At 70.7% G+C, this 24,437-nt stretch carries 19 protein-coding genes; 14 read left to right on the top strand and 5 right to left on the bottom strand.

Annotated features, from left to right (window positions below):
- Positions 1-216 precede the first annotated feature (216 nt).
- Genes ACWIHT_RS42175 through ACWIHT_RS42210 form a run of 8 tightly spaced genes read left to right on the top strand, consistent with a single transcriptional unit; the run spans position 217 to position 10,396 of the window.
- Positions 217-1,053, top strand: coding sequence for a TIGR03084 family metal-binding protein (locus tag ACWIHT_RS42175; RefSeq protein WP_456173923.1), 837 nt, complete (start codon positions 217-219; stop codon positions 1,051-1,053).
- An 11-nt stretch (positions 1,054-1,064) separates the two neighbouring features.
- Positions 1,065-2,768 (top strand): acyclic terpene utilization AtuA family protein, encoded by a 1,704-nt coding sequence (locus tag ACWIHT_RS42180; protein ID WP_456173994.1) that lies wholly within the window; start codon positions 1,065-1,067, stop codon positions 2,766-2,768.
- On the top strand, positions 2,765-4,363 hold the full coding sequence (locus tag ACWIHT_RS42185; protein ID WP_456173925.1) for an acyl-CoA carboxylase subunit beta: 1,599 nt from the start codon (positions 2,765-2,767) through the stop codon (positions 4,361-4,363). Before ACWIHT_RS42180 ends, ACWIHT_RS42185 begins: the two co-directional genes overlap by 4 nt.
- A gap of 26 nt (positions 4,364-4,389) precedes the next feature.
- Positions 4,390-6,240 carry an acetyl/propionyl/methylcrotonyl-CoA carboxylase subunit alpha gene (locus tag ACWIHT_RS42190; RefSeq protein ID WP_456173927.1) on the top strand — a complete coding sequence of 617 codons (1,851 nt, stop codon included), beginning with the start codon at positions 4,390-4,392 and terminating at the stop codon, positions 6,238-6,240.
- A 43-nt stretch (positions 6,241-6,283) separates the two neighbouring features.
- Positions 6,284-7,414, top strand: a complete 1,131-nt coding sequence (locus ACWIHT_RS42195; RefSeq protein WP_456173929.1) for an acyl-CoA dehydrogenase family protein — start codon at positions 6,284-6,286, stop codon at positions 7,412-7,414.
- Positions 7,415-7,473: 59 nt separating this feature from the next.
- Positions 7,474-9,051, top strand: coding sequence for a 4-coumarate--CoA ligase family protein (locus ACWIHT_RS42200; protein WP_456173930.1), 1,578 nt, complete (start codon positions 7,474-7,476; stop codon positions 9,049-9,051).
- A complete protein-coding gene (locus tag ACWIHT_RS42205; protein ID WP_456173931.1) occupies positions 9,048-9,782 on the top strand; it encodes an enoyl-CoA hydratase family protein in 735 nt (244 codons plus the stop codon). The genes ACWIHT_RS42200 and ACWIHT_RS42205 overlap by 4 nt, the downstream gene beginning before the upstream one ends.
- Positions 9,770-10,396, top strand: coding sequence for a TetR/AcrR family transcriptional regulator (locus tag ACWIHT_RS42210; protein ID WP_456173932.1), 627 nt, complete (start codon positions 9,770-9,772; stop codon positions 10,394-10,396). Before ACWIHT_RS42205 ends, ACWIHT_RS42210 begins: the two co-directional genes overlap by 13 nt.
- A 66-nt stretch (positions 10,397-10,462) precedes the next feature.
- Here ACWIHT_RS42210 and ACWIHT_RS42215 read toward each other — a convergent pair whose 3' ends face one another.
- Positions 10,463-11,569 carry a citrate synthase 2 gene (locus ACWIHT_RS42215; protein WP_456173933.1) on the bottom strand — a complete coding sequence of 369 codons (1,107 nt, stop codon included), beginning with the start codon at positions 11,567-11,569 and terminating at the stop codon, positions 10,463-10,465.
- A 287-nt stretch (positions 11,570-11,856) separates the two neighbouring features.
- Between ACWIHT_RS42215 and pdxH the strand changes: the two genes are divergently transcribed.
- Both pdxH and ACWIHT_RS42225 read left to right on the top strand, forming a co-directional pair.
- Positions 11,857-12,486 carry a pyridoxamine 5'-phosphate oxidase gene (gene pdxH / locus ACWIHT_RS42220; protein WP_456173995.1) on the top strand — a complete coding sequence of 210 codons (630 nt, stop codon included), beginning with the start codon at positions 11,857-11,859 and terminating at the stop codon, positions 12,484-12,486.
- Positions 12,487-12,969: 483 nt separating this feature from the next.
- Positions 12,970-14,391 carry a PAS domain-containing protein gene (locus tag ACWIHT_RS42225; protein ID WP_456173934.1) on the top strand — a complete coding sequence of 474 codons (1,422 nt, stop codon included), beginning with the start codon at positions 12,970-12,972 and terminating at the stop codon, positions 14,389-14,391.
- A gap of 43 nt (positions 14,392-14,434) precedes the next feature.
- Here ACWIHT_RS42225 and ACWIHT_RS42230 read toward each other — a convergent pair whose 3' ends face one another.
- Positions 14,435-15,190: an SIS domain-containing protein gene (locus ACWIHT_RS42230; RefSeq protein WP_200715393.1), complete on the bottom strand. Its 756-nt coding sequence runs from the start codon at positions 15,188-15,190 to the stop codon at positions 14,435-14,437.
- Positions 15,191-15,416: 226 nt separating this feature from the next.
- Here ACWIHT_RS42230 and ACWIHT_RS42235 point away from each other — a divergent pair, with 226 nt between their 5' ends.
- Together ACWIHT_RS42235 and ACWIHT_RS42240 are read left to right on the top strand one after the other, a co-directional pair.
- Positions 15,417-16,109, top strand: a complete 693-nt coding sequence (locus ACWIHT_RS42235) for a metal-dependent transcriptional regulator (protein WP_019075666.1) — start codon at positions 15,417-15,419, stop codon at positions 16,107-16,109.
- A gap of 551 nt (positions 16,110-16,660) precedes the next feature.
- The gene (locus ACWIHT_RS42240) at positions 16,661-17,518 is read left to right on the top strand and encodes an alpha/beta fold hydrolase (protein ID WP_093628397.1); all 858 of its coding nucleotides are present in this window, start codon (positions 16,661-16,663) and stop codon (positions 17,516-17,518) included.
- An 89-nt stretch (positions 17,519-17,607) separates the two neighbouring features.
- Here ACWIHT_RS42240 and ACWIHT_RS42245 read toward each other — a convergent pair whose 3' ends face one another.
- From ACWIHT_RS42245 to ACWIHT_RS42255, 3 genes are all read right to left on the bottom strand, one after another.
- The gene (locus ACWIHT_RS42245; protein ID WP_456173935.1) at positions 17,608-19,221 is read right to left on the bottom strand and encodes a transporter; all 1,614 of its coding nucleotides are present in this window, start codon (positions 19,219-19,221) and stop codon (positions 17,608-17,610) included.
- On the bottom strand, positions 19,218-19,991 hold the full coding sequence (locus ACWIHT_RS42250; RefSeq protein WP_456173936.1) for an ABC transporter ATP-binding protein: 774 nt from the start codon (positions 19,989-19,991) through the stop codon (positions 19,218-19,220). The genes ACWIHT_RS42245 and ACWIHT_RS42250 overlap by 4 nt, the downstream gene beginning before the upstream one ends.
- An 85-nt stretch (positions 19,992-20,076) precedes the next feature.
- Positions 20,077-20,739: a bifunctional DNA primase/polymerase gene (locus ACWIHT_RS42255; RefSeq protein ID WP_456173937.1), complete on the bottom strand. Its 663-nt coding sequence runs from the start codon at positions 20,737-20,739 to the stop codon at positions 20,077-20,079.
- 256 nt (positions 20,740-20,995) lie between these two features.
- Here ACWIHT_RS42255 and ACWIHT_RS42260 point away from each other — a divergent pair, with 256 nt between their 5' ends.
- Both ACWIHT_RS42260 and ACWIHT_RS42265 read left to right on the top strand, forming a co-directional pair.
- The gene (locus ACWIHT_RS42260) at positions 20,996-22,381 is read left to right on the top strand and encodes a transcriptional regulator (RefSeq protein ID WP_456173938.1); all 1,386 of its coding nucleotides are present in this window, start codon (positions 20,996-20,998) and stop codon (positions 22,379-22,381) included.
- Between the two features lie 211 nt (positions 22,382-22,592).
- Positions 22,593-24,395 carry a hypothetical protein gene (locus ACWIHT_RS42265; protein WP_456173939.1) on the top strand — a complete coding sequence of 601 codons (1,803 nt, stop codon included), beginning with the start codon at positions 22,593-22,595 and terminating at the stop codon, positions 24,393-24,395.
- The last annotated feature ends 42 nt before the right edge of the window (positions 24,396-24,437 follow it).

The raw sequence follows: 24,437 nt of genomic DNA on the forward strand, positions 1-24,437 counted from the left end.
AAACCGGGCTGGGGCGGACCTAGTCAAGGGTGACCCGGAGGGTCATCGCCGTAGGCGACGCGACCGTAGGGAGCGCCCTTTACTTGGTCCGTTCCAGCCCGACACTGACAAGAAGCGAGTGGCCCAACAGCACCTTCACAACACACGCAAGCACCACCCCACCCAAATAATGCAAGCACGCTTGATTGTTTCTGACGGCCCTGCCATGCTCCCCTCATGTCCGATCCGACGCACGTGTTCGACGACCTGCGTGAGGAGAGCGAGGAACTCGACCGGCTGGTCGCCGAGTTGAGCCCGGAGGGCTGGGCGGTTGCGACTCCCGCCGCCCGCTGGACCGTCGCCCACCAGATCGCCCACCTGGCCTGGACCGACCACTCGGCTCTGCTCGCCGTGACGGACGAGGACGCGTTCGGCGCGCTGGTCGAGAAGGCGCTCGCCGCTCCCGAGTCGTTCGTGGATCAGGGAGCGGAGGAGGGTGCCGCAAAGCCTCCCGCTCAGCTTCTCGCCGACTGGCGGGCCGGCCGGACGGCCCTGCTCGCTGCCCTGTACGCCGCACCCACAAAGACCCGTTTCCCCTGGTACGGACCACCCATGTCCGCCGCCTCCATGGCCACCGGCCGGCTCATGGAGACCTGGGCCCACGGTCAGGATGTGGCGGACGCGGCAGGTGTGGTCAGAACACCTACGGACCGGCTCCGGCATGTGGTGCGCATCGGCGTACGGGCGCGGGACTTCGCCTTCGGTGTGCATGGACTGACGCCGCCGAGTGAGGAGTTCCGGGTCGAACTCGTCGCTCCCTCCGGTGAGTTGTGGACCTACGGTCCCGACGACGCCCCGCAGCGCGTCACCGGGCCCGCCCTGGACTTCTGTCTTCTCGTCACCCAGCGAGCCCACCGCGCCGACCTCGCGGTGGAGGCCGTAGGACCTGATGCGGGTCGATGGCTCGACATCGCGCAGGCCTTCGCGGGGCCACCCGGCACCGGGCGACAGCCGAAGGCAAAGGCAAAGGCAAAGGCAAAGGAAAAGGAGAAGAAGAAGGGGGGCGACCAGTGAGTTCGCAGTCCGTGTCCCACCCCGTCGCGCCTCTCCGAATAGGCAACGCCTCCGGTTTCTACGGCGACCGGTTCGACGCCCTGCGTGAGATGCTCACCGGTGGGCAGCTCGACGTTCTCACCGGGGACTATCTCGCCGAGCTGACCATGCTCATCCTGGGGCGGGACCGGCTCAAGGACCCGAGTGCCGGGTACGCCCGTACCTTCCTGAAGCAGTTGGAGGAGTGCCTCGGGCTCGCCCATGAGCGCGGGGTGCGGATCGTCACCAACGCCGGTGGGCTCAATCCGGCCGGACTCGCCGATGCCGTACGGAAGTTGGCCGATCGGCTGGGGATATCCGTGCGGGTCGCGCATGTCGAGGGGGACGATCTCGTCGCGCGGTATCCGGGGTCGCTCGCCGCCCATGCCTATCTGGGCGGGTTCGGTATCGCCGCCTGTCTGGGCGCGGGGGCCGATGTCGTCGTCACCGGGCGGGTCACCGACGCGGCCCTGGTCACCGGGCCCGCCGTCGCCCACTTCGGGTGGGGGCCCGGCGACTACGACCGCCTCGCGGGTGCAGTCGTCGCCGGGCATGTGCTGGAGTGCGGGACCCAGGCCACCGGCGGCAACTACGCCTTCTTCGCCGAGCACACGGCGGAGAGGCTCCGCCGCCCCGGCTTTCCGCTCGCCGAGATCCATGAGGACGGTTCCTCCGTCATCACCAAGCATCCCGGCACGGGGGGAGTCGTCGACGTCGGTACCGTCACCGCTCAGCTTCTCTACGAGACGCAGGGCGCGCGGTATGCCGGTCCCGATGTCACCGCCCGCCTCGACACCGTTCGGCTTGGCCAGGACGGGGCTGACCGGGTGCGGATCGAAGGGGTGCGGGGGGAGGCCCCGCCGCCGACGCTCAAGGTCGGGCTCAACCGGCTGGGGGGTTTCCGCAACGAGGTCGCCTTCGTGCTCACCGGGCTCGACATCGAGCGCAAGGCCGCTCTCGTGCGGGAGCAGATGGACCTCGCGTTCGGCAACGCCAAGTCCCGTCCGAGTGAACTTCGTTGGGATCTCGCCCGTACAGATCACGCCGACGCGCCGACCGAGGAGACCGCCAGTGCGCTGCTTCGGCTTGTCGTCCGGGATGCCGATCAGGAGGTTGTCGGGCGGGCGCTGAGTGCGGCTGCCGTCGAGCTCGCGTTGGCCAGTTACCCGGGCTTCCATGTGCTGACCCCACCTGGAAAGGGAGCGCCCTATGGCGTCTTCGATGATGTGTATGTCCCCCATGGCGCCGTCGACCATATGGCCGTCCTCCATGACGGGCGCCGGATTGCTGTGGCCCCGGCCCACGACACCCTCGTACTGGAAGACCTTCCACAGCCTGCCCTCCCCGGGCCTCCGCCGGACGGGCCCACGGCGCGGGCGGCCCTTGGTCTGGTCGCCGGGGCCCGTAGCGGTGACAAGGGAGGGAACGCCAACGTGGGGGTGTGGGCGCGTACGGATGAGGCGTGGCGCTGGCTCGCCCATGCGCTGACCGTCGAACGGTTCCGTCAACTCCTGCCGGAGACCGAGGAGTTCGCGGTCGTCCGACATGTACTGCCGAACCTTCGCGCGCTCAACTTCGTCGTCGAGGGCATTCTCGGCGAGGGTGTCGCCGCCCAGCACCGTTTCGATCCTCAGGCCAAGGCCCTGGGTGAGTGGCTGCGTTCCCGTCGACTGGACATTCCGGAGGCCCTGCTGTGACCGTCCTTCCGTCCGCCCTGGACATCAACGGTCCCGACTACCGGGCCAACCGCGAGACCATGCTCGCCAAGCTCACCGAACTGGATGCCGAGCACGCGAAGGCTCTCGCCGGTGGCGGGCCGAAGTACGTCGAACGGCACCGTAGGCGCGGCAAGTTGCTCGCCCGCGAGCGCATCGAGCTGCTCCTCGACCCCGACACTCCCTTCCTCGAACTGTCGCCACTCGCCGCCTGGGGCAGCGACTACGCGGTCGGTGCCGCGCTCGTCACCGGTATCGGGGTGGTGGAAGGCGTGGAGTGTCTGATCACCGCCAACGACCCCACCGTGCGCGGCGGAGCCAGCAATCCCTGGTCCCTGAAGAAGGCCCTGCGCGCCAACGACATCGCGCTCGCCAACCGGCTTCCCTGCATCAGCCTCGTCGAGTCCGGCGGCGCCGATCTCCCGTCCCAGAAGGAGATCTTCATCCCGGGCGGCGCCATCTTCCGCGACCTGACCCGGCTTTCGGCCGCCGGTATCCCCACCATCGCGGTCGTCTTCGGGAACTCGACCGCCGGCGGCGCCTACATCCCCGGCATGTCCGACCACGTGATCATGGTCAAGGAGCGCGCCAAGGTGTTCCTCGGCGGGCCGCCGCTCGTGAAGATGGCGACCGGCGAGGAGAGCGACGACGAGTCGCTCGGCGGTGCCGAGATGCACGCGCGCGTGTCCGGCCTCGCCGACCACTTCGCCGTAGACGAGCAGGACGCGCTGCGGCAGGCCCGCCGCGTCGTCGCCCGCCTCAACCACCGCAAGGCGTACGGCGATCCGGGCCCGGCCGCACCCCCCAAGTACGACGAGGACGAGCTGCTCGGGATCGTCCCGGGGGACCTCAAAACCCCCTTCGATCCCCGCGAGGTCGTCGCCCGGCTCGTCGACGCCTCCGACTTCGACGAGTTCAAGCCGCTCTACGGCACCAGTCTGGTGACCGGTTGGGCCACCCTGCACGGCTACCCGATCGGCATCCTGGCCAACGCCCAAGGCGTCCTCTTCAGCCAGGAGTCCCAAAAGGCCGCGCAGTTCATCCAGTTGGCCAACCAGCGCGACATCCCGCTGCTCTTCCTGCACAACACCACCGGCTACATGGTCGGCAAGGAGTACGAGCAGGGCGGCATCATCAAACACGGCGCGATGATGATCAACGCCGTCAGCAACAGCCGCGTACCCCACCTGTCCGTCCTCATGGGCGCCTCGTACGGCGCCGGGCACTACGGCATGTGCGGCCGCGCCTACGGCCCCCGCTTCCTCTTCGCCTGGCCCAGCGCCAAGTCCGCCGTCATGGGCCCCCAGCAGCTCGCCGGCGTCCTGTCGATCGTCGCCCGCCAGTCGGCCGTAGCGAAGGGGCAGCCCTACGACGAGGAGGCGGACGCGGCGCTGCGCGCCATGGTGGAGCAGCAGATCGAGTCCGAGTCCCTGCCGATGTTCCTGTCGGGGCGGTTGTACGACGACGGTGTCATCGACCCGCGCGACACCCGCACCGTCCTCGGCCTGTGCCTGTCCGCCCTCCACACGGCGCCCTTCGAGGGCGCGCGCGGTGGCTTCGGCGTCTTCCGGATGTGAGGCCCATGACCAACATGAGGGATCACGTGATTTCGACAGTACTGGTCGCCAACCGGGGCGAGATCGCCTGCCGGGTCTTCCGCACCTGCCGCGAACTGGGCATCCGAACCGTCGCCGTGCACTCCGACGCCGACGAGCACGCACTCCACACGCGCGAGGCCGACGCGGCGGTACGGCTGCCCGGAGCGACGCCCCAAGAGACCTATCTGCGCGGCGAGTTGATCGTGAAGGCGGCCGTCGCGGCGGGCGCGGACGCGGTCCACCCCGGCTACGGCTTCCTCTCCGAGAACGCCGACTTCGCCCGCGCCGTCCTGGACGCCGGCCTGGTCTGGATCGGACCCCCGCCCGAGGCGATCGAGGCGATGGCGTCAAAGACCCGCGCCAAGGAACTGATGGGCATCGCACCCCTCGGCACGGTCACCGAAGCCGACCTCCCCGTCCTGGTGAAGGCGGCGGCGGGCGGCGGCGGACGCGGCATGCGCGTCGTACGCCAACTCGCCGACCTGGACGCCGAGTTGACGGCCGCCCGCGCCGAGGCCACCAGCGCCTTCGGCGACGGCGAGGTCTTCGTCGAGCCCTACGTCGAAGGCGGCCGGCACGTCGAGGTACAGATCCTCGCCGACACCCACGGCACGGTCTGGGCCCTCGGCACCCGCGACTGCTCCCTCCAACGCCGCCACCAGAAGGTGATCGAGGAGTCCCCGGCCCCGGGCCTCACCGAAGAACTCGCCCAGGAACTCGCCGAGTTGGCCGTACGCGCCGCCCGCGCGGTCGCCTACGAGGGTGCGGGGACGGTCGAGTTCCTCATCTCCCCCGACGGCAGGCCCCACTTCCTCGAAATGAACACCCGCCTCCAGGTCGAACACCCCGTCACGGAGGCCGTGTTCGGCATCGACCTGGTGGCCCTGCAACTACGCGTCGCAGAAGGCGAACCCCTCGAAACCACCCCTCCCCACCCCCACGGCCACGCCGTCGAGGCCCGCCTCTATGCGGAGGACCCGGCGACCGACTGGACCCCCCAGACCGGCACCCTGCACCGCATAGCAGTCCCGGAAGGCGTCCGCCTCGACACCGGCTACACCGACGGCGACGCCATCGGAGTCCACTACGACCCGATGCTCGCCAAGGTCGTGGCCCACGCCCCCACCCGAGCGGAGGCGGTCCGCAAACTGGCCGGAGCCCTCTCCCGGGCGACGATCCACGGCCCCCTCACCAACCGCGACCTCCTCGTACGCTCCCTGCGCCACAAGGAGTTCACGACCGCCACGATGGACACGGGCTTCTACGACCGCCACCTCCCGGAACTCACGGAGGCCGCCCCCGATCCGCACGCCCCCCTCGCCGTCGCCCTCGCCGACACCCACGGCCGCTCCCGCTTCGGCGGAGGCTGGCGCAACCTCCCGTCCCAGCCGCAGACCAAGCGCTACGCCATGGGTGACAGCGAATACGAGGTTCAGTACAGGCACACCAGGGAGGGCCTGACCGTGGAAGGGGTCCGCGTCGTCCACGCGGACGCCACTCTCGTCGTACTCGAAGTGGACGGCGTACGAAGGAAGTTCGAGGTCGCCCACTACGGCGGCGATCAGGTCTACGTGAACACCGCCACCCTGACCGCCCTCCCTCGCTTCCCCGACCCGACAGCCCAACTGGCCCCGGGCTCCCTGCTGGCGCCCATGCCGGGGACGGTGGTGAGAGTCGCGGACGGCCTGGCCGTAGGAGCCGAGGTGAAGGCCGGAGACCCCCTCCTCTGGCTGGAGGCAATGAAGATGGAACACAAGATCACGGCTCCGGTAACAGGCCAACTGACGGCCCTGAACGCAGTACCTGGCCAACAGGTACAGCTAGCCGCCCTATTGGCGGTAGTCCAGCCCACCTAAGGGGCGCGGGGAACTGCGCGACCAGCCACGACGAGGGAGCCACATGCCCACCACCGAAACCGAAGAACACAAAGCCCTACGTGAAGCTGTATCCGCCCTGGGCAAACGACACGGCCGCGACTACGACCGCGAACAACTCTGGTCCGAGGCAGCCAAACTCGGCTATCTCGGCGTCAACCTCCCCGAGGAATACGGAGGCGGAGGCGGCGGTATCTCCGAACTCTCCATAGTCCTGGAGGAGTTGGGAGCAGCAGGCTGCCCCCTGCTGATGATGGTCGTGTCACCAGCGATCTGCGGCACGGTGATCGCCCGCTTCGGCACCGAGCAACAGAAACAGACCTGGCTCCCCGCACTCGCCGAAGGCACCCGCACCATGGCCTTCGGCATCACCGAGCCCGACGCCGGTTCCAACAGCCACCGCATCACCACCACCGCCCGCAGGGACGGCGCGGACTGGCTGCTCACCGGCCGCAAGGTCTTCATCTCCGGCGTGGACCTGGCCGACGCGACCCTCATAGTCGGCCGTACCGAAGACTCCCGAACAGGCCGGCTCAAGCCCTGCCTGTTCATCGTCCCGCGGGACGCGGAAGGCTTCACCCGACGCCAGATAGACATGGAACTCACGGCGGCGGAGAAGCAGTTCGAGCTGACCCTGGACGACGTACGGCTGCCCGCCGACGCGCTCGTCGGAGACGAGGACGCGGGCCTGCTGCAACTCTTCGCCGGCCTCAACCCCGAACGCATCATGACGGCCGCGTTCGCGATCGGCATGGGCCGCTACGCCCTCGCCCGGGCGATCGAGTACGCGCGCGACCGCACCGTGTGGGACGCCCCCATCGGCGCCCACCAGGCGATCGCGCACCCGCTCGCCCAGGCGCACATCGACCTCGAACTGGCGCGCCTGATGATGCAGAAGGCGGCGTATCTGTACGACGCGGGGGACGACGTCGGCGCGGGCGAGGCGGCGAACATGGCCAAGTACGCGGCGGGGGAGGCGTGCGTGCGGGCCGTGGACCAGTCCGTGCACACCCTCGGCGGGAACGGCCTCACGCGTGAGTTCGGGCTGGCTTCGTTGATAACTGCCGCGCGCGTGGCTCGTATTGCTCCGGTGAGCCGGGAGATGATTCTCAACTACGTCTCCCACCAGACCCTGGGCCTGCCCAAGTCGTACTAGCCATTCAGCGGCCCATGCCAGTTCGTGTCAGTTCGCGCCAGTTCGCGCCAGGAGGAACCATGTTCCGCAGCGAGTACGCAGACGTCCCGGCCGTAGAACTCCCCATCCACGACGCGGTGTTGGCCGGGGCCGCGGAGTTCGCGGACGAGCCCGCGCTGATCGACGGCACGGACGGGACGACCCTCACGTACGCTCAGGTGGACCGGTTCCACCGCAGTGTCGCGGCCGGGCTCGCGGAGGCGGGCGTGCGCAAGGGGGACGTTCTCGCGCTGCACAGCCCGAACACGGTCGCCTTCCCGCTGGCCTTCTACGCGGCCACGCGCGCGGGTGCCTCCGTCACGACGGTGCACCCGCTCGCCACGCCGGAGGAGTTCGCCAGGCAGCTGCGGGACTCGGCGGCCCGCTGGATCGTCACCGTGTCACCGCTCCTGGAGTCGGCCCGCCGGGCGGCCGAACTCGCGGGCGGCGTCGAGGAGATATTCGTCTGCGACAGCGCGCCCGGACACCGTTCGCTGGCCGACATGCTCGCCACGACGGCCCCCGAGCCGGTGGTCGACATCGACCCCGTGGAGGACGTCGCGGCCCTCCCGTACTCCTCGGGGACGACCGGTGTCCCCAAGGGAGTCATGCTGACGCATCGTCAAATAGGTACGAACCTGGCCCAGTTGGAGTCCACGGTCCCCACCGGACCCGGTGACCGCATCCTCGCCGTCCTGCCGTTCTTCCACATCTACGGCCTCACGGCCCTGATGAACGCACCCCTGCGAAAAGGCGCCGCAGTAGTGGTGCTGCCCCGCTTCGACCTCGAAACCTTCCTCGCGGCCATCCAGAACCACCGCATCACCGGCCTCTACGTCGCCCCGCCGATCGTCCTGGCCCTGGCCAAGCATCCCGCGGTCGCGCAGTACGACCTCTCGTCGCTGAAGTACATCATCAGCTCCGCCGCCCCCCTCGACGCGAACCTCGCCGCCGCCTGCTCGCAGCGCCTGGGCCTGCCGCCCGTAGGACAGGCCTACGGCATGACGGAACTGTCCCCGGGCACCCACGTGGTCCCCGTACGCGACATGCCCACGGCACCCCCCGGCACGGTCGGCAAACTCATCGCCGGCACCGAGATGCGGATCGTCTCCCTCGACGACCCCGCCAAGGACCTCGGCATCGGGGAGACCGGCGAACTCCTCATCCGCGGCCCCCAGGTGATGAAGGGCTACCTGGGCCGCCCCGACGAGACCGCCGCGATGATCGACGCGGACGGCTGGCTGCACACCGGGGACGTGGGCCATGTGGACGCCGGTGGCTGGACGTTCGTCGTCGACCGGGTCAAGGAACTCATCAAGTACAAGGGCTTCCAGGTGGCCCCCGCCGAACTGGAGGCCCTCCTGCTCACCCACCCCGGCATCGCCGACGCGGCCGTGGTGGGCGAGTACAACGAGGACAACAACGAGGTCCCGCACGCGTACGTGGTCCGCCAGAAGACGGCCGTAGACCTCCCCGAAACGACTGAAGGAGAGGTCATGATGTACGTCGCCGAACGCGTCGCCCCCTACAAGCGCGTCCGCCGCGTCACCTTCATCGACGCCGTCCCGCGCGCCGCCTCCGGCAAGATCCTGCGCCGCGAACTCCGAGGCCGCTCATGACCCTGATCGGCCGGACCCGCGAACGCGGCATCGAGACCCTGAGCCTGGACTCCCCGGCCACCCGCAACGCGCTCTCGGCGCCCCTGGTGGCCGAGTTGGCGGAGGCGCTGACCGAGTGCGCCAAGGACGCGGACGTACGAGCGATCGTCCTCACGCACACAGGGAACACGTTCTGCGCGGGCGCGGACCTACGGAACCCACCGCCCCCGGAGGCCCTCGTGGCCGTACTCCGCCAGATGGTGGAGACGCCCAAACCGGTCGTCGCCCGCGTGACGGGCCATGTACGGGCGGGCGGCCTCGGTCTCCTCGCGGCCTGCGACATCGCGGCGGCATCCGGGGAGGCCACCTTCGCGTTCACGGAGGTACGGATCGGGGTCGCCCCGGCGGTGATCTCCCTCCCGCTCCTGCCCCGCACGGACCCCCGCGCCCTGGCCCGCTACTACCTCACCGGCGAACGCTTCGACGCGCCGGAAGCGGCCCGCATCGGCCTGCTGACAACGGCGGCCGAGGACGTCGACGACTCCCTGGCCCCCATCCTCGACGGCCTGCGCCGCTCCGCCCCCGAGGCCCTGGCCGAGACGAAACGGCTGCTCACGGCTAGGGTGCTGGAAACCTTCGACCGGGACGCGGCCGACCTGACCGCGCTCTCGGCGCGGCTGTTCGCCTCCGCGCAGGCCCGCGAGGGGATGACGGCCTTCCTCGAACGACGGGATCCCGCATGGCTGGTGTGAGCGCGGCGCCCGCGACGGGCACGGTCGACCGCAGACCCAAGCAGGACCGCAGCCGGGCCACCCGGCAGCGCCTCCTGGAAGCCGCCGTGTCCTGCCTCGCCGAACACGGCTGGGCAGGCTCCACGGTCGCCGTCGTGGCCGAACGCGCCGGCGTCTCCCGAGGCGCCGCCCAACACCACTTCCCCACCCGCGAGGACCTCTTCACAGCGGCCGTGGAGTACGTGGCCGAGGAACGCTCCACGGCCCTCCGGGCCCTGTTCCCGGAGGGCGCGGACGACCGCCGCGCAGTGGTCGAGGCCCTGGTCGACCTCTACACGGGCCCCCTGTTCCGAGCGGCCCTCCACCTCTGGGTAGCCGCGTCGAACGAGGACCAACTACGCCCCCGGGTAACGGAGTTGGAGGCGAAGGTGGGCCGAGAGACCCACCGCATCGCCGTAGACCTGCTGGGCGCGGACGAGTCGAGACCGGGCGTACGAGAGACAGTCCAAGGCCTCCTGGACATGGCAAGAGGCCTGGGCCTGGCGAACCTGCTCACCGATGACAGGGGACGCCGGGGGCGAGTGGTTGCTCAATGGGCGGCACTTCTGGAGCACGCCTTGGGCCGAGGCCTTTAGGGGCGCGGGGAACTGCGCGCCCAGTCACAACGCACCCGCACCCGCCCACGCACCTAAGGCCCCTGTTCAGCGGGCGATATCCCCAAACCCCTCAATCGCCTCAGGCCCCCGCACGGCAGGCCCCACATACCGAGCAGACGGCCGCACCAACCGTCCCGTCCGCTTCTGCTCAAGAATGTGCGCCGACCACCCCGCGGTCCGCGCACACGTGAACATCGACGTGAACATGTGCGCCGGCACCTCGGCGAAGTCCAGCACGATCGCCGCCCAGAACTCGACGTTGGTCGCCAGCACCCGGTCAGGACGCCGAGCGTGCAACTCCGCGAGCGCGGCCTTCTCCAGAGCCTCCGCGATCTCAAACCGCGGCGCCCCCAACTCCCGTGCCGTACGCCGCAGTACACGCGCCCGAGGGTCCTCGGCCCGGTACACCCGGTGCCCGAACCCCATCAGGCGTTCACCCTTGTCGAGCGCCTGCCGGACGTACGCATCCGCGTCCCCGGTCCGCTCGATCTCCTCGATCATCCCGAGGACGCGCGAGGGCGCACCACCGTGCAGCGGCCCGGACATCGCGCCCACGGCTCCCGACAGCGCGGCGGCGACATCCGCCCCGGTGGACGCGATGACCCGAGCGGTGAACGTCGACGCGTTCATGCCGTGCTCCGCGGCGGACGTCCAGTACGCGTCCACGGCGGCGACATGCTTCGGATCGGGCTCGCCCCGCCACCGGATCATGAACCGCTCGACAACGGACTGCGCCTTGTCGATCTCGCGCTGCGGCACCATCGCGTTGCCCTGCCCGCGCGCGGACTGGGCGACGTAGGACAGGGCCATGACGGCCGCGCGGGCGAGGTCGTCGCGGGCCTGCTGCTCGTCGATGTCGAGGAGCGGCTTGAGGCCCCACACGGGTGCGAGCATGGCCAGCGCGGACTGTACGTCGACGCGGATGTCACCGGAGTGCACCGGGATCGGGAACGGTTCGGCGGGCGGCAGTCCGGGGTTGAAGGCGCCGTCGACGAGCAGCCCCCAGACGTTGCCGAACGAGACGTGACCGACCAGGTCCTCGATGTCGACGCCCCTGTACCGCAGGGCGCCGCCTTCCTTGTCCGGTTCGGCGATCTCCGTCTCGAACGCGACGACTCCTTCGAGTCCAGGTACAAAGCCGGGGTCGGACATCAGGCGGCTCCTCATGCTGTGGCTCCACGGTCACCGGGGACTCGCGGGCCGAAGATAGAGACACCAGCACCATAACTCCGGGTGCCATCTCTGGGGAGGTGTGCGGCACTGAGTGCCACCCGAACTCGTGGCCGCACCCGCCGTACGGCAAGATGACCGCCGTGACCGACCGCGATCCCACCGACGGTGAAGCCGCCGCCCGCGATTCCGCCGCCCGCGATTCCGCCGCCCGCGATGCCACCGTCCGCGATTCCGCCGCCCGTGATCCCCGGCTCGACCCCGCCGCGATGCGCAAGCAGTACCGGGCGGAGGGCTTCGACGAGACGGACCTGGCAGCGGGCCCGATGACACAGTTCGGCCGCTGGTTCGAGGAGACGGTGCTCCAGGATCTCGTCTACGAGCCGAACGCCATGGTCGTCTCCACCGCCGACGCCGACGGCCGCCCCAGCTCCCGCACGGTCCTCCTCAAGGACTACGACGACCAGGGCTTCGTCTTCTACACGAACTACGAGTCCCGCAAGGCCCGCGAACTCGCCGCGAACCCGTACGTCTCCCTGCTCTTCCCCTGGCACCCGATGGCCCGCCAGGTCCTGGTCACCGGCACCGCCCGCCGCACCGGGCGGGACGAGACCGCCGCGTACTTCCGCACCCGCCCGCACGGCTCCCAGCTCGGCGCGTGGGCCAGCGCCCAGTCCTCGGTGATCGCCTCCCGGACCGAACTGGAGTCGTCGTACGCCGAGTTGGCCGCCCGCTACCCGGAGGGCGAACAGGTCCCGGTCCCGCCGCACTGGGGCGGTTTCCGCATCGCCCCGCGGACGGTCGAGTTCTGGCAGGGCCGTGAGAACCGCCTCCACGACCGCCTCCGGTACACCGCCGAGCAGGACGGCGGCTGGCGGGTGGAGCGCCTCAGCCCCTGACCCGTAGGACCGGCCCCTGACCCGTAGGGGCAGCCCAGGACCCGTAGGGGCCCGCGAACGCAGGCGACCCGCGAGCTCAGGTCCCTCCGCCTCGCGGCGGGGGAGCCGGCCGGACGTACCGGCGAGCTCGCGGGTCGGGTGACTGCGTTGGGTTAGGCCGGTTGCGTGCGACTCGCACACGCGGGTCCGGCGCCGAACCGAGTACGACGGCGGGCCACTAGCCCGCAGTCACCTCTTCCGTCCGGTATTCATACATCTGCCGAACCACCTCCTTTCCGAAGTACTCGCCACCTTAAGAAGCCCTCGGCCACCGATCAACCGCTTTTCGCGGATGCGGTCCGCGCCGGTGCCGGAAGCGGCGCCGTACAACGATTGCCTCAATCTTTGGGAACGCGGTGTGTGCTGCGTCACGTTCGAGTTGAATGATGGTGAGTGAGTGAACCGACGCTCCGTGTCCGCGGACGCAGCCTGCAGGGGGTCCAGGTGAGTGCTTCCCGGCGTAGTGGGACCACCGACGAGTTGGGTCCCGACGAGCCCGAGCGGGACGGTGGTGGTCCCGAGGGGCCCGGTGGGTCCGATCTGCTGGCCGCCCTGCTGGACGGCATGGACGCGGCACTGTGTGCCTTCGACGCCGACGGAGTGCTGACCCACTGGAACCGCGAGGCCGAGCGCATCCTCGGCTGGACCGCGGCCGAGGCCGTCGGACGGCACGGGCTCGCCGGGTGGGCCGTACGGACCGCGGACGCCGAGGAGGTCGAGGCGCGGCTGATGTCCGCCATGCGGGCGCCCGGACGGCAGGTGAATGAATTCGCCCTGCTGACGAAGGACGGTGGGCGGGTGCTCGTGCGGACCCAGTCCGCCGCCGTGCGCGGGCCCGACGGGAAGCCCGCCGGCGTCTACTGCGCCTTCAGCGAAGTGCACGCCCAGATCGACCTTGAGCGGTCGATCGCCCTGAGCGAGGCCCTCTTCGAGGACGCCTCCTGGGGGGTCGTGCTCGTCGACGCCGACCTGCGGCCCGCCGTCGTCAACGCACATGCCGCGCGGGCGCTCGGTACCGGGCGCACCTCCGTCCTCGGGCGGCCCCTCGGTGAGCTGCTGGCCCAGGGCGTCGAGGAGTTGGAGGCCGCGCTCACGCATGTGCTGGCCGAGGGCGCGCCGCCCGCACCGGCCGAGATCTGGGTGAGCGTACGGACACCCGAGGGGCATCTGCGGCGCTGCTGGCGGAGCGGGTTCCTGCGGCTGGCCTCACCGCTCACCGAGGAACCGGTGCCGCTCGGCGTCGGCTGGCTCTTCCAGGACGTCACCGAGGCCAAGCAGATCGAGCAGGAGGCCTCCCTGTTGCGCTTCCGCGCCCAGCAACTGCACCGGGCCGCGCGCGCCGCCGCCGAGTGCGAGGACCCGCGCGACGCGGCCACCGTCCACCTCGACTTCGCCCTCGCGGGCTTCGCCGACCACGCCCTTGTCGATCGGGTCGTGGGTGGATCGTTGAACGATTCCGATGGGGACCAGGTCGCTGCCGTACGGCTCGTGCGGGTCGCCGCCACGCCTACGGGGGCGCCGGGGCCCAGTCTGCTCACCGGCGCGGCCGGACTGCCCGTGCGCTACGGAGAGGGGCATCCCGCCCTGCAATGTGTCGAGCGCGTCGGTTCCGTGCGGGCCAGCATCGGCGCCGTCCCGCCCGAACAGGCCCGGGAGTGGGCCCGGGCCCGCCAGTGGCCCCAGGACGCCGTGCACGCGCTGTGCGCGGTACTGCGCAGCCGGGGTCGGACGCTGGGCGTGGTGACGTTCCTGCGCGGCGCGGGCCGCAGCCCGTTCGAACGGTCCGACTCGATCTACGCCGAGGACGTGGCCGTACGGATCGCGGCGGCCCTGGATCTGGCGGCGGAGGCGGGCGAGAAGCCGTAGGGACGCTTCAGTACTGACCCACCTCAGTACTGAAGTGCTGGTCTCAGTACTGGTAGAAGATCCGGTCCCGGTACTCCTCGAAGACCCGGCCGTTCCACTCGTGGCCGCCGTCGACGTTCCCGGAGCGCAGCAGTGGCGGCTCGATGCCGCGGTCGGCCAGGGTCGCCGCCGCCGTCGCCATGACGGCCTGGAGGAGTGCCGTGGTGACGACCGTGGAGGCGGGGGCGAAGGGGGCCGGGATGGCGTCGTGGGTGAGCTCCGCGTCGCCGATCGCGATCTTCGAGTCGAGTACGACGTCGCAGTGGTCCTTGAGATACGTCCCCGAGGTGTGCCGTGACGTCGTCTCCGAGGCGTACGCCACCGAGGTGACGCCGATGACGCGGACGCCGAGGGCGCGGGCCTTCATGGCCATCTCCACGGGCAGGGCGTTGCGCCCGGACAGGGAGATGATCACCAGGGCGTCGCCGGAGCGCAGCGGTGACGTCTCCAGGACCACGCCCGCGAGGCCGTCGACCCGCTCCAGGGCGGAGCCCAGCGTGGCGGGCATGACGTCGACGCCGAGGACTCCGGGGACCACGAGGAGGTTCATCAGGGCGAGTCCGCCCGCGCGGTAGACGAGGTCCTGCGCGGCGAGCGAGGAGTGTCCGGCGCCGAAGGCGAAGAGGCGCCCGCCGTCGGCCACGGTGTCCGCGAGGAGCGTGCCGGCCGCCCCGACGGAGTCGGCCTCTTCGTCGCTGACCCGCTGGAGCAGGGTGATCGCGGCGTCGAAGAACTGGCCGGCCGGCGTACGGTCGCTCATGCGGGAGCCCCCTCGGTGAGTTTGTGTCGCGGATCACCGTGCGGTCTGGACCAAGGGGATGTCAATACGGCGACAGCACGTCTCCAGGGCCGCCGCGGGCGGCCGTAACCGGCTGGTTTCCACGGCGCGGCACGGTTGTCAGTGCGATGCGTCAGAATTGAGTCCAGCGCCAGCGCACGAGCCGCGGAGCCGCCGAGCTTCGGGCAGAGGTAATCGAGGGGCACGTATGTCCGGACTGATCGACACCACGGAGATGTATCTCCGCACCATCCTTGAGCTTGAGGAGGAAGGTGTGGTCCCCATGCGCGCCCGCATCGCCGAGCGGCTCGACCAGAGCGGCCCTACGGTGAGCCAGACGGTGGCACGCATGGAGCGCGACGGCCTGGTGGCCGTCGCCAGCGACCGCCATCTGGAGCTGACCGACGAGGGCCGTCGCCTGGCCACGCGTGTGATGCGCAAGCACCGGCTCGCCGAGTGTCTGCTCGTCGACGTGATCGGCCTGGAGTGGGAGCAGGTGCACGCCGAGGCCTGCCGCTGGGAGCACGTGATGAGCGAGGCCGTGGAGCGGCGGGTCCTTGAGCTGCTGCGTCACCCCACGGAGTCGCCGTACGGCAATCCGATCCCCGGTCTTGAGGAGCTGGGCGAGAAGGACGGGGCGGACCCGTTCCTCGACGAGGGCATGGTGTCGCTGGCCGAGCTGGACCCGGGCCTGGACGGCAAAACGGTCGTGGTGCGCCGGATCGGCGAGCCCATCCAGACGGACGCCCAGCTGATGTACACGCTGCGCCGCGCGGGCGTGCAGCCCGGCTCGGTGGTGAGCGTGACGGAGTCGGCGGGCGGGGTGCTGGTGGGCAGCGGTGGCGAGGCGGCCGAGCTGGACTCGGACATCGCCTCGCATGTGTTCGTCGCCAAGCGCTGACCACGCGCTGACCAAGCGCCGACCATGCGCTGACCACGTCCTGAGCCTGGCGGGGCCGTCAACTCGTGGGGCCGGAGAGGCAGTTGTGGCGTTCCGCCGGTCGCGGAGATTCCAAGATTCAGTGCGCTGAATCGCAGCGCGGGGCCGCTTCGCGTGCCAGGCTGTCGCGTGAGGCATATGACCGTGAGGGGGCGGGAGGATGTGCCGCAAACGTGGGGAGGGCCCCGGCGCCGTGCGGCGCCGGGGCCTGTCCTCCCCTGTGCTGACCCGGAGCCCCGAGCTCTCAAGGTCATCCCCTTCGGACCGTTTTCCCCGAGCGGTCCGCCTCCCGCTGAAGATCTCCCCTCGGCAGCGGCGATCATTCCTTGAGCGGGGTCACTCGAACGAGGGGTGTTGCGGCCGGGGACCGCATTTTCGAATCTGTATTCGATAACCTGTGAGTGATGAAACGCGCGGGGCGTGACCTGTAGGAAGAGACGAGCAAGAGAAGAGACAGCAGCAAGAACGAACGGCACAAGCGGCAGAGCGTGGCTAGGGGGGTGCCAGGACCAATGGCGCGGCGCATCGACGTGACCGGAGCAGGCGGCGTACGCCTGGCCGCATGGGAGTTCGCGGACCCTCCCAAGCTGGGGGAGATCGAGCGGGCACCCGGAGTTCTCTTATTGCACGGCCTGATGGGCCGCGCCTCGCACTGGGCGTCCACCGCCCGCTGGCTCTCCGAACGGCACCGCGCGGTCGCACTCGACCAGCGCGGCCACGGCCAGAGCGACAAGCCGCCGCAGGCGGCGTTCACCCGTGAGGCCTACGTCGAGGACGCGGAGGCCGCGCTGGAACAGCTGGGGCTCGCCCCGGTCGTCCTCATCGGCCACGCGATGGGCGCGCTCACCGCGTGGCAGCTCGCCGCGAAGCGGCCCGACCTCGTACGGGGGCTGATCATCTGCGACATGCGGGCGTCCGCGCTGGGCGCGGCCTCCCAGCGGGAGTGGTCCGACTGGTTCAAGTCCTGGCCCGTGCCCTTCGCCACGCTCGCGGACGTCCGCAAGTGGTTCGGCGAGGACGATCCCTGGGTGGAGCGGCCCAACCCCTCCCGGGGCGAGTTCTACGCCGAGGTCATGCACGAGTCTCCCGACGGGTGGCGGCCGGTGTTCGAGCCGGAGCAGATGCTGAAGTCGCGGGAGACGTGGGTGTACGACGCGCACTGGGAGGAACTGGCCCAGGTGCAGTGTCCCGCGCTGGTCGTGCGGGGGCTGGACGGGGAGTTGGGGCGGGCGGAGGCGCAGGAGATGGTTCGGGTGTTGCCTCGGGGGGAGTACGCGGAGGTGGGTGACGCGGGGCATCTTGTTTTCTACGACCAGCCTGAGGCCTGGCGGGCGGCTATTGAGCCGTTTCTTGATGGGGTGCTGGTGTGAGATCGCCTGTGGGGGTGGGGGGAGCGGTTGTTTGGCGGGTGCGGGTGCGTTGTGGTTGCTCGCGCAGTTCCCCGCGCCCCTAACTCAGCTCACCCTTTACTGACAGCCGCCAGGATCTCCGGCAGCCGCCTCGCCGTCCCCGGTGCCGCCAACCGCAGCCCCGCATACGTGATCGCCGCCCCGTACCCCGCCCCCACCGGCAGCAGCACCCAGCTCCACTGATCCCCGCCCGCGCTCACGTTGGACCAGATCGTGAGGACGATGACGGGGGAGCAGAGCAGGGCCGCCGAGATCATGCCGCCGAAGATGGAGATCCAGGCGAGGCCCGCCTGACCGGGGGCGACGTTCTTGTGGCCGCCCTGGGGAATGGAGTAGGGGAAGCGGGCCGAGGTCCAGGCGCCGGTGGCGAGCATCGCGCCGAGGAGGGCGAAGGAGAGGCCGAGCACCTCCGGGAGCCGGGACCAGTCGCCGAGCAGCGCAGTCGTCAGGACGGTCACGAGGGCCGCGTACGGCAGGGTGATCAGCAGCAACGCGAGTGCGCGGGCGCGGAGTTCGACGTAGGCGTCCCTGGTCGTGGAGATCGTCGTCGCGACCATCCAGAACGCGGAGGTGTCCTGCCCGAACTGGTTGTACATCTGGATGCCGAGCATCCCGGCGGCGAAGCACGCGAAGTAGACCGAGCCGGTGCCCTGAAGCGCGTTGAACACGGGCACGATCAGCCCGATCGCCAGTGAAGTCACCCATGCGGCCTTGGTCTTGGGGTCGCGCCAGACATAGCGCAGGCTGCGCTCCATGACCGTGCCGGTGCGGCCGGCCGGGAGGAGCCGGGCCAGACCGCCGGTGGACGCCCTGTCCTTCGCGGCCGGTTCGGCCGACTGGAGGGTGGAGCCGTCGGGCGAGGTCATCAACTTGGTGAGGCTGCGCGACCAGAAGAAAAGCAGGGCCGCCAACGCGCCCAAGGACAGGGCAAGTTGGGCGGTCGCCAGGCCGTACGAACCCTTGCTCACCGAGTCCACCGCGCCGACCGCCGACGCGGGCGGCACCCAGCGCAACACCTCGGCCGCCGGGTCGAGTTGGGACAGCCCGGACGAACCCAGGCGCTGCGCACCGAAGTTGACCAACTGCGCCCCGACCGCGATCACCAGCCCGCTCAGCACCGCCAGGTCCCGCCCCTTCCGGCTGGTCAGCAGCCGGATGTTGGCGGCGGCGACGGCCCGCGCGAGCGCCACGCACACCAGCAGCGAGAGCGCGAGGGCGAGGACGGCCGTGACGTACGCGGCGGCTCCGTGCGCGACCGCGATCACCGAACCGAGCAGCAGCACCAGCGTGAACAACGGCCCGATACCGACCAACGAGGCCGCCAGCAGCGCCCGTACGAGCGGCTGGGGCCGCAGCGGCAGCATCACCAGGCGGGTCGGGTCGAGGGTCTCGTCGCCGGACGGGAAGAACAGCGGCATCACCGCCCAGCCAAGACCCAGCACCGCCACCAGGATGACGACCACGGAGTCCGCGTGCGCGTTCCCGCGCAGCGCGATCAGCCCGAGCAGCTGGAGCGCCGCGAACAGCAGCGCCACGACCGCCGACGCGACATACGCGGCCCGCCGCCCACCGGACTGCCGTAGACCATTGCGCAACAACGACAGCTTCAGGCGTACGACGACGGGAGTGATCGAGGCGGCCGGGGGCGTGGTGGTGTCGGTCATCGGGTGCCGCCGCCCAGCCAGTCGAGGTCGGAGCCGCGGTCGCGGGCGCCCGCGCCGACGAGTTCGAGGAACGCCTGCTGGAGCGTGGGGGCTTCGCCGCGCACCTCGGCCAGGGTGCCCTGGGCGCGGATGCGGCCGGCGGCCATGACGGCCACCCAGTCGCAGAGCGACTCGACGAGTTCCATGACGTGGGAGGAGAAGACGACGGTGGCGCCGGAGGCGGTGTAGCGCTCCAGGACGCCCCGGATGGTCTGCGCGGAGACCGGGTCGACGCCCTCGAACGGCTCGTCCAGGAACAGGACTTCGGGATTGTGGAGGAGAGCGGCGGCGAGCCCGATCTTCTTGCGCATACCGGTGGAGTAGTCGACGACGAGCTTGTGCTGCGCCCCGGCCAGGTCGAGCACGTCCAGCAGTTGTGTGGCCCGCTTGTCGACCTCGGCCCCGGGCAGCCCCCGCAACCGCCCGCTGTAGCCGAGGAGTTCACGCCCGGAGAGTCGTTCGAAGAGCCGAAGTCCCTCCGGCAGCACGCCGATCCGCGCCTTCACGGCCACGGGGTCACGCCAGACGTCGTGCCCGACGACCTCGACCGTCCCCTGATCGGGCCGCAGCAACCCGGTCACCATGGAGAGGGTGGTGGTCTTCCCGGCCCCGTTCGGCCCGACCAGCCCGATGAACTTGCCGGCGGGCAACTCCAGATCGATCCCGGCAACGGCAACTTGCTGCCCGAACCGCTTCCAGAGCCCGTGTACGCGCACTGCGGCTGACGTCATGGACGAAGCCTACGGTGGGGAAGGCGCCCTGAAGGGGCGCGGGGAACTGCGCGACCAGCCCCCACCGGACCCGCACCCGCCAACGCTACCGATCCCGCCCACACGCGTACGCGAGCGGCGAGATCAACTCCTCCGCATCCGGCAACCACCGATTCGCGGCGGTCGGCCGGCAGGCCCACTGCACAGCCCCCCGAGACCCGAACCGCGTGGGAGGCGCGGCCACATACCCACCCTCACCCAGCACCACGAGATCAAGCGTGGCGGGGGACCAGCCGATCCGTCGCACCAGATCCGGCACCTTCACCGAAGCACCCGGCAGAACGAAGAACTCCATCCGCCGCGCCGGCGTCAACGTGACGGGACCCAGCGTCAACTCCATGCGCTCCATCCGCGCCAGCGCGAGGAACCCCGCCGTCTCCGGGACGGAAATCGCGTCGAACGTCCGCCCGGTCGGCAGCAGAATCGATGCCCCTGGTTGCTTCTGCCACATCCGTCGCGCGACCGTCGCGCTGCCCGTCGCCTGGGTCGCCCAGTCCTCACGCGCCGGATGTGCGCCGGGTGCGGCGCACGCGGGGTCCTCGCACGAGCAGCGCTGCACCCCGTCGACGGCTTCCAGCCAGGTGCCGGGGAAGACGTCCCAGTGGCGCTCCTCGGCGTAGCGTACGGCTGTCTCCAGCAGCGATTCCCCGCGCTGCTTCGGAATCTGAGCGGCTTCGGTGCCCGCGATCGTCTCTTCCACGCCCAACACAACTCCCGCACCCACCTCGGGTTACGGCTGTAGCGCGCGCGGGGGAGGAGCATCGATTCCGCAACTGGGGCGCATGGATGCATGTGCGGGGGCGCGCGGGAGGACCGAGGGCGGTATCGGGGTAGCCACGTGAGGGGCGGGCGCGAGCCTTTACCCCGGCATTCCTCGCATGCCTCGCATTTTCGCCATGTTCGCTGGGCATTGATCTTCTCGGCCGGATCTTTTCGCTTCAGGGGTTGTTCCCAGGGGGTACGCCATGGCCGCAAGGCCACTTGTCGCGCGGCAGCCGAACGAACGGCTGCAGGCGCTCATCCAGGAGGCGGGGTGCTCGAACGCCGGGCTGGCCCGCCGGGTCAACATGTGCGGCGCCGAGCACGGTCTCGACCTGCGCTACGACAAGACGTCCGTGGCCCGTTGGCTGCGGGGACAGCAGCCGCGCGGGCGGGCTCCGGCGATCATCGCCGAGGCGCTGGGCCGCAAGCTGGGCCGCACGGTCACGATCGACGAGATCGGCATGGCCAACGGCAAGAACCTCGCGTCGGGCGTGGGTCTTCAGTTCTCGCCGACCGTGCTCGGGGCCATCGAGCAGGTGTGTGAGCTGTGGCGCAGTGACGTGGGGCGCCGGGACTTCCTGTCCGGTTCGTCGGTCGCCGCGTCCGCGCTGGTCGAGCCGAGCCGCGACTGGCTGATCTCCTCGCCGGACTCGCAGGTCGCGCGCGCGGCGGGACCGCGGGTGGGCCAGTCCGACGTGGCGGCGGTGCGCGCGATGACGCAGGCGCTCAGCGAGTTGGACCACCAGTACGGCAGCGGGCATGTCCGCCCGGTCGTCGTGCACTACCTCAACAGCGTCGTCTCGGGGCTGCTCGCGGGGTCGTACCGGGAGGCCGTGGGGCGTGAACTGTTCGCCGCCGTCGCCCGGTTGACGGAACTCGCCGGCTACATGGCCGTCGACACCGGTCAACCCGGCCTGGCGCAGCGGTACTACATCCAGGCGCTGCGTCTCGCGCAGGCGGCCGGGGACCGGGGATACGGCGGGTACGTCCTCGCCGCGTCCATGAGCCATCTCGCCGCGCAGCTCGGAAACCCGCGTGAGATCGCGCAGTTGGCGCGGGCGGCGCAGGAGGGGGCGCGCGGTCGCGTGACCCCGCGGGCCGAGTCGATGTTCCACGCGGCGGAGGCGCGCGGGCACGCGCTGATGGGGGACGCGCGGTCGGCGCAGCTGGCGTCGGGCCGCGCGGTGAGCGCGCTGGGCGCGGCGGATCCGTCGTCCGGGGACGACCCGGCGTGGATCGGGCACTTCGACGAGGCGTATCTCGCCGACGAGTTGGCGCACTGCCACCGCGATCTGGGGCAGGCCGAGGCGGCGGCCAGGTGCGCGCAGGAGTCCCTGGACGGCCACCCGGAGTCGCGGGCCCGCCGCAGGGCCATCGGCTACGTCCTGCTGGCGAGCGCGCAGGTGCAGCAGCGCGAGATCGAGCAGGCCTGCAACACGGGCCTGAAAGCGGTGGAGTTGCTCGGTTCGCTGCGGTCCAACCGGGGCGCCGAGTACCTGGACGACTTCCAGCAGCGCCTTGAGCCGTACCGGGACGAGCCGGTGGTAAGGGAGTTCGGGGCGCGGATGGAGTTGCAGGCCGCGGCGTGAACAGGGAGTGAAGGAAGCCTCCGGTGGTGATCCGGTGGCGATCGGGTGGTGAAAGGGGGGCGTGGAGCGGGATTTGGGGCGGATGAGGGGCCGGAGCTGTTACCGGGGTCACAAGTGGAGAGGTCCAGTCCAGTGCTGCGTGGCACCGGGCTCGGGGTACCCGGTAGCGTGAACCGACGATCCCGTAGGTCCCCCATTCGTAGGAGTCCCGGTGACGCAGAGTGGACAGGGCGAGGAGCCCTCGGCGCGGCCCGCGCGCGAAGGCATCGTGCTGCCCTCCGACGGAGGTGAACCCCTCCTTCCGGGTATGACGGGCGGACGCGGTAACCAGCAGTCGGTCGGGCAGCCGCCGAGCACACCCCCGGGCGGCCAGGCCTGGGGCGGGTCGTGGGGCCCGGACCAGCAGCACGACCCCCAGCACCACCAGCAGCGGACCCCGGCCCCGCCGCCGGGCCAGGGCTGGGGGGACGCCCAACAACAGCCCCAGCAACAACAACCGCCGCAGCAGTGGGGCGCCGCCCCGGAGCAGCCCTCCCCGTGGGGCGCCCAGGACGGCATCCCCAACCAGCCCGGGGCGCTCCCCCAGGAGAGCGCCCAGCACGCGGCCTACGGCGTCCAGCAGCAGTCGTACGCCCAGGAGTACTCGACGGGACCGGGATACGCCCCGGAGCAGCCCGCCGGGTACGCGGCGGGCGCACAGGGCTATGGATCCGGCGCACAGGACTACGGCTACGGATACGGAGCCTCCGGTTCGGGCGGCGCCGCACCCCTGCCCCCCGCCGCCTCCACGCCCCCTTCCCCTTCCTCTTCCTCGTCCGCGTTCCCGAGCGCCCCGCTGCCGCCCGCCGACGAGGGCGCGACGCAGTACATCCCGCCGGTGGTCAACATTCCGGGCGACGAGGGTGCCACCCAGTTCCTGCCGCCGGTCCCGGCCGCGCCGATGGACGAGGGGGCGACGCAGTTCCTCCCGCCCGTGCTGCCGGGGGCGCTGCCGCCCGAGATGTCGGGCGGTGCCGGGCCGATGCCGTCGGCCGCCCATCCCGACGCGCAGCCCACGCAGTTCCTCCCGCCGGTGCCCGCGCAGGGTGCGGCCCCCGGGTACGGGGGCGGGGCGGAGGACCGGCAGCCGCCCGCCGAGTTCGACAACCTGTTCCGCAGCGACGCCGGCCGCGGCGAGGCACCTGCCGGGTCCACGCAGCACCTGCCGCGCTTCCAACAGCCGCCGCCCCAGGCCGAGAAGCCGGGCTACGGGCAGCAGAGTTACGGCCAACAGGGCCACGGCCAACAGGGCTACGCGCAGCCGTCGTACGCCCAACCTCCCTACGCTCAACCTCCCTACGCCGAACCGCCGTACGCCCCGCCCGGGCAGGACGACGACGGTGGCCGGGGCGGGCGCCGTTCGCGGGTGCCGTTGATCGCCGGGGTCGGGATCGTCATCGCGATCCTCGGGGTCGGTGCCGGGGCGCTGCTCAGCGGTGGCGGGAGCAAGAGCGACGACAACAAGACGGTCGCCGCGACGTCGGCCCCGACGGGGAGTTCCTCGTCGGCGGGCGGCGACGCGGCCAAGCAACAGGCCGTCGCCCTGGACAAGTTGCTCGCCGACAGCGGCAGCAGCCGTGCCTCGGTGATCCGTGCCGTGGGCAATGTGAAGGCCTGCGACAACCTCGGCGACTCCGCGTCCGACCTGCGGGACGCGGCCAAGCAGCGCACCGAACTGGTCACGAAACTCTCGCAGTTGACGGTGGACAAGCTGCCGGACAACGCGGCCCTGACGACCGCGCTCACCAACGCGTGGAAGGCGTCCGCGTCGGCCGACGACCACTACGCGTCCTGGGCCGACCAGGCCGCCGGCAAGCACGGCTGCAAGAAGGGTCAGGCCCGCACGACCGGCCAGACCGCGGCCGGCAACGCGGCGAGCGGCGTCGCCAGCAACCAGAAGACCAAGGCCGCCGCGCTCTGGAACACGATCGCGAAGACCTACGGCCTGACCCAGCGCCAGCCGACCCAGCTCTGAGGAAACAGGAAGTCCGAGGAAACAGGAAGAACGGACGGACGG

It is taken from the genome of Streptomyces sp. NPDC002276 (assembly GCF_053891435.1).

Coding starts and splice junctions, on each gene's coding strand:
- ACWIHT_RS42175 (WP_456173923.1), top strand. CDS start 217: ATGTCCGATCCGACGCACGTGTTCGACGACCTGCGTGAGGAGAGCGAG.
- ACWIHT_RS42195 (WP_456173929.1), top strand. CDS start 6,284: ATGCCCACCACCGAAACCGAAGAACACAAAGCCCTACGTGAAGCTGTA.
- ACWIHT_RS42200 (WP_456173930.1), top strand. CDS start 7,474: ATGTTCCGCAGCGAGTACGCAGACGTCCCGGCCGTAGAACTCCCCATC.
- ACWIHT_RS42205 (WP_456173931.1), top strand. CDS start 9,048: ATGACCCTGATCGGCCGGACCCGCGAACGCGGCATCGAGACCCTGAGC.
- ACWIHT_RS42210 (WP_456173932.1), top strand. CDS start 9,770: ATGGCTGGTGTGAGCGCGGCGCCCGCGACGGGCACGGTCGACCGCAGA.
- ACWIHT_RS42215 (WP_456173933.1), bottom strand. CDS start 11,569: ATGTCCGACCCCGGCTTTGTACCTGGACTCGAAGGAGTCGTCGCGTTC.
- pdxH (WP_456173995.1), top strand. CDS start 11,857: ATGCGCAAGCAGTACCGGGCGGAGGGCTTCGACGAGACGGACCTGGCA.
- ACWIHT_RS42230 (WP_200715393.1), bottom strand. CDS start 15,190: ATGAGCGACCGTACGCCGGCCGGCCAGTTCTTCGACGCCGCGATCACC.
- ACWIHT_RS42235 (WP_019075666.1), top strand. CDS start 15,417: ATGTCCGGACTGATCGACACCACGGAGATGTATCTCCGCACCATCCTT.
- ACWIHT_RS42240 (WP_093628397.1), top strand. CDS start 16,661: ATGGCGCGGCGCATCGACGTGACCGGAGCAGGCGGCGTACGCCTGGCC.
- ACWIHT_RS42245 (WP_456173935.1), bottom strand. CDS start 19,221: ATGACCGACACCACCACGCCCCCGGCCGCCTCGATCACTCCCGTCGTC.
- ACWIHT_RS42250 (WP_456173936.1), bottom strand. CDS start 19,991: ATGACGTCAGCCGCAGTGCGCGTACACGGGCTCTGGAAGCGGTTCGGG.
- ACWIHT_RS42260 (WP_456173938.1), top strand. CDS start 20,996: ATGGCCGCAAGGCCACTTGTCGCGCGGCAGCCGAACGAACGGCTGCAG.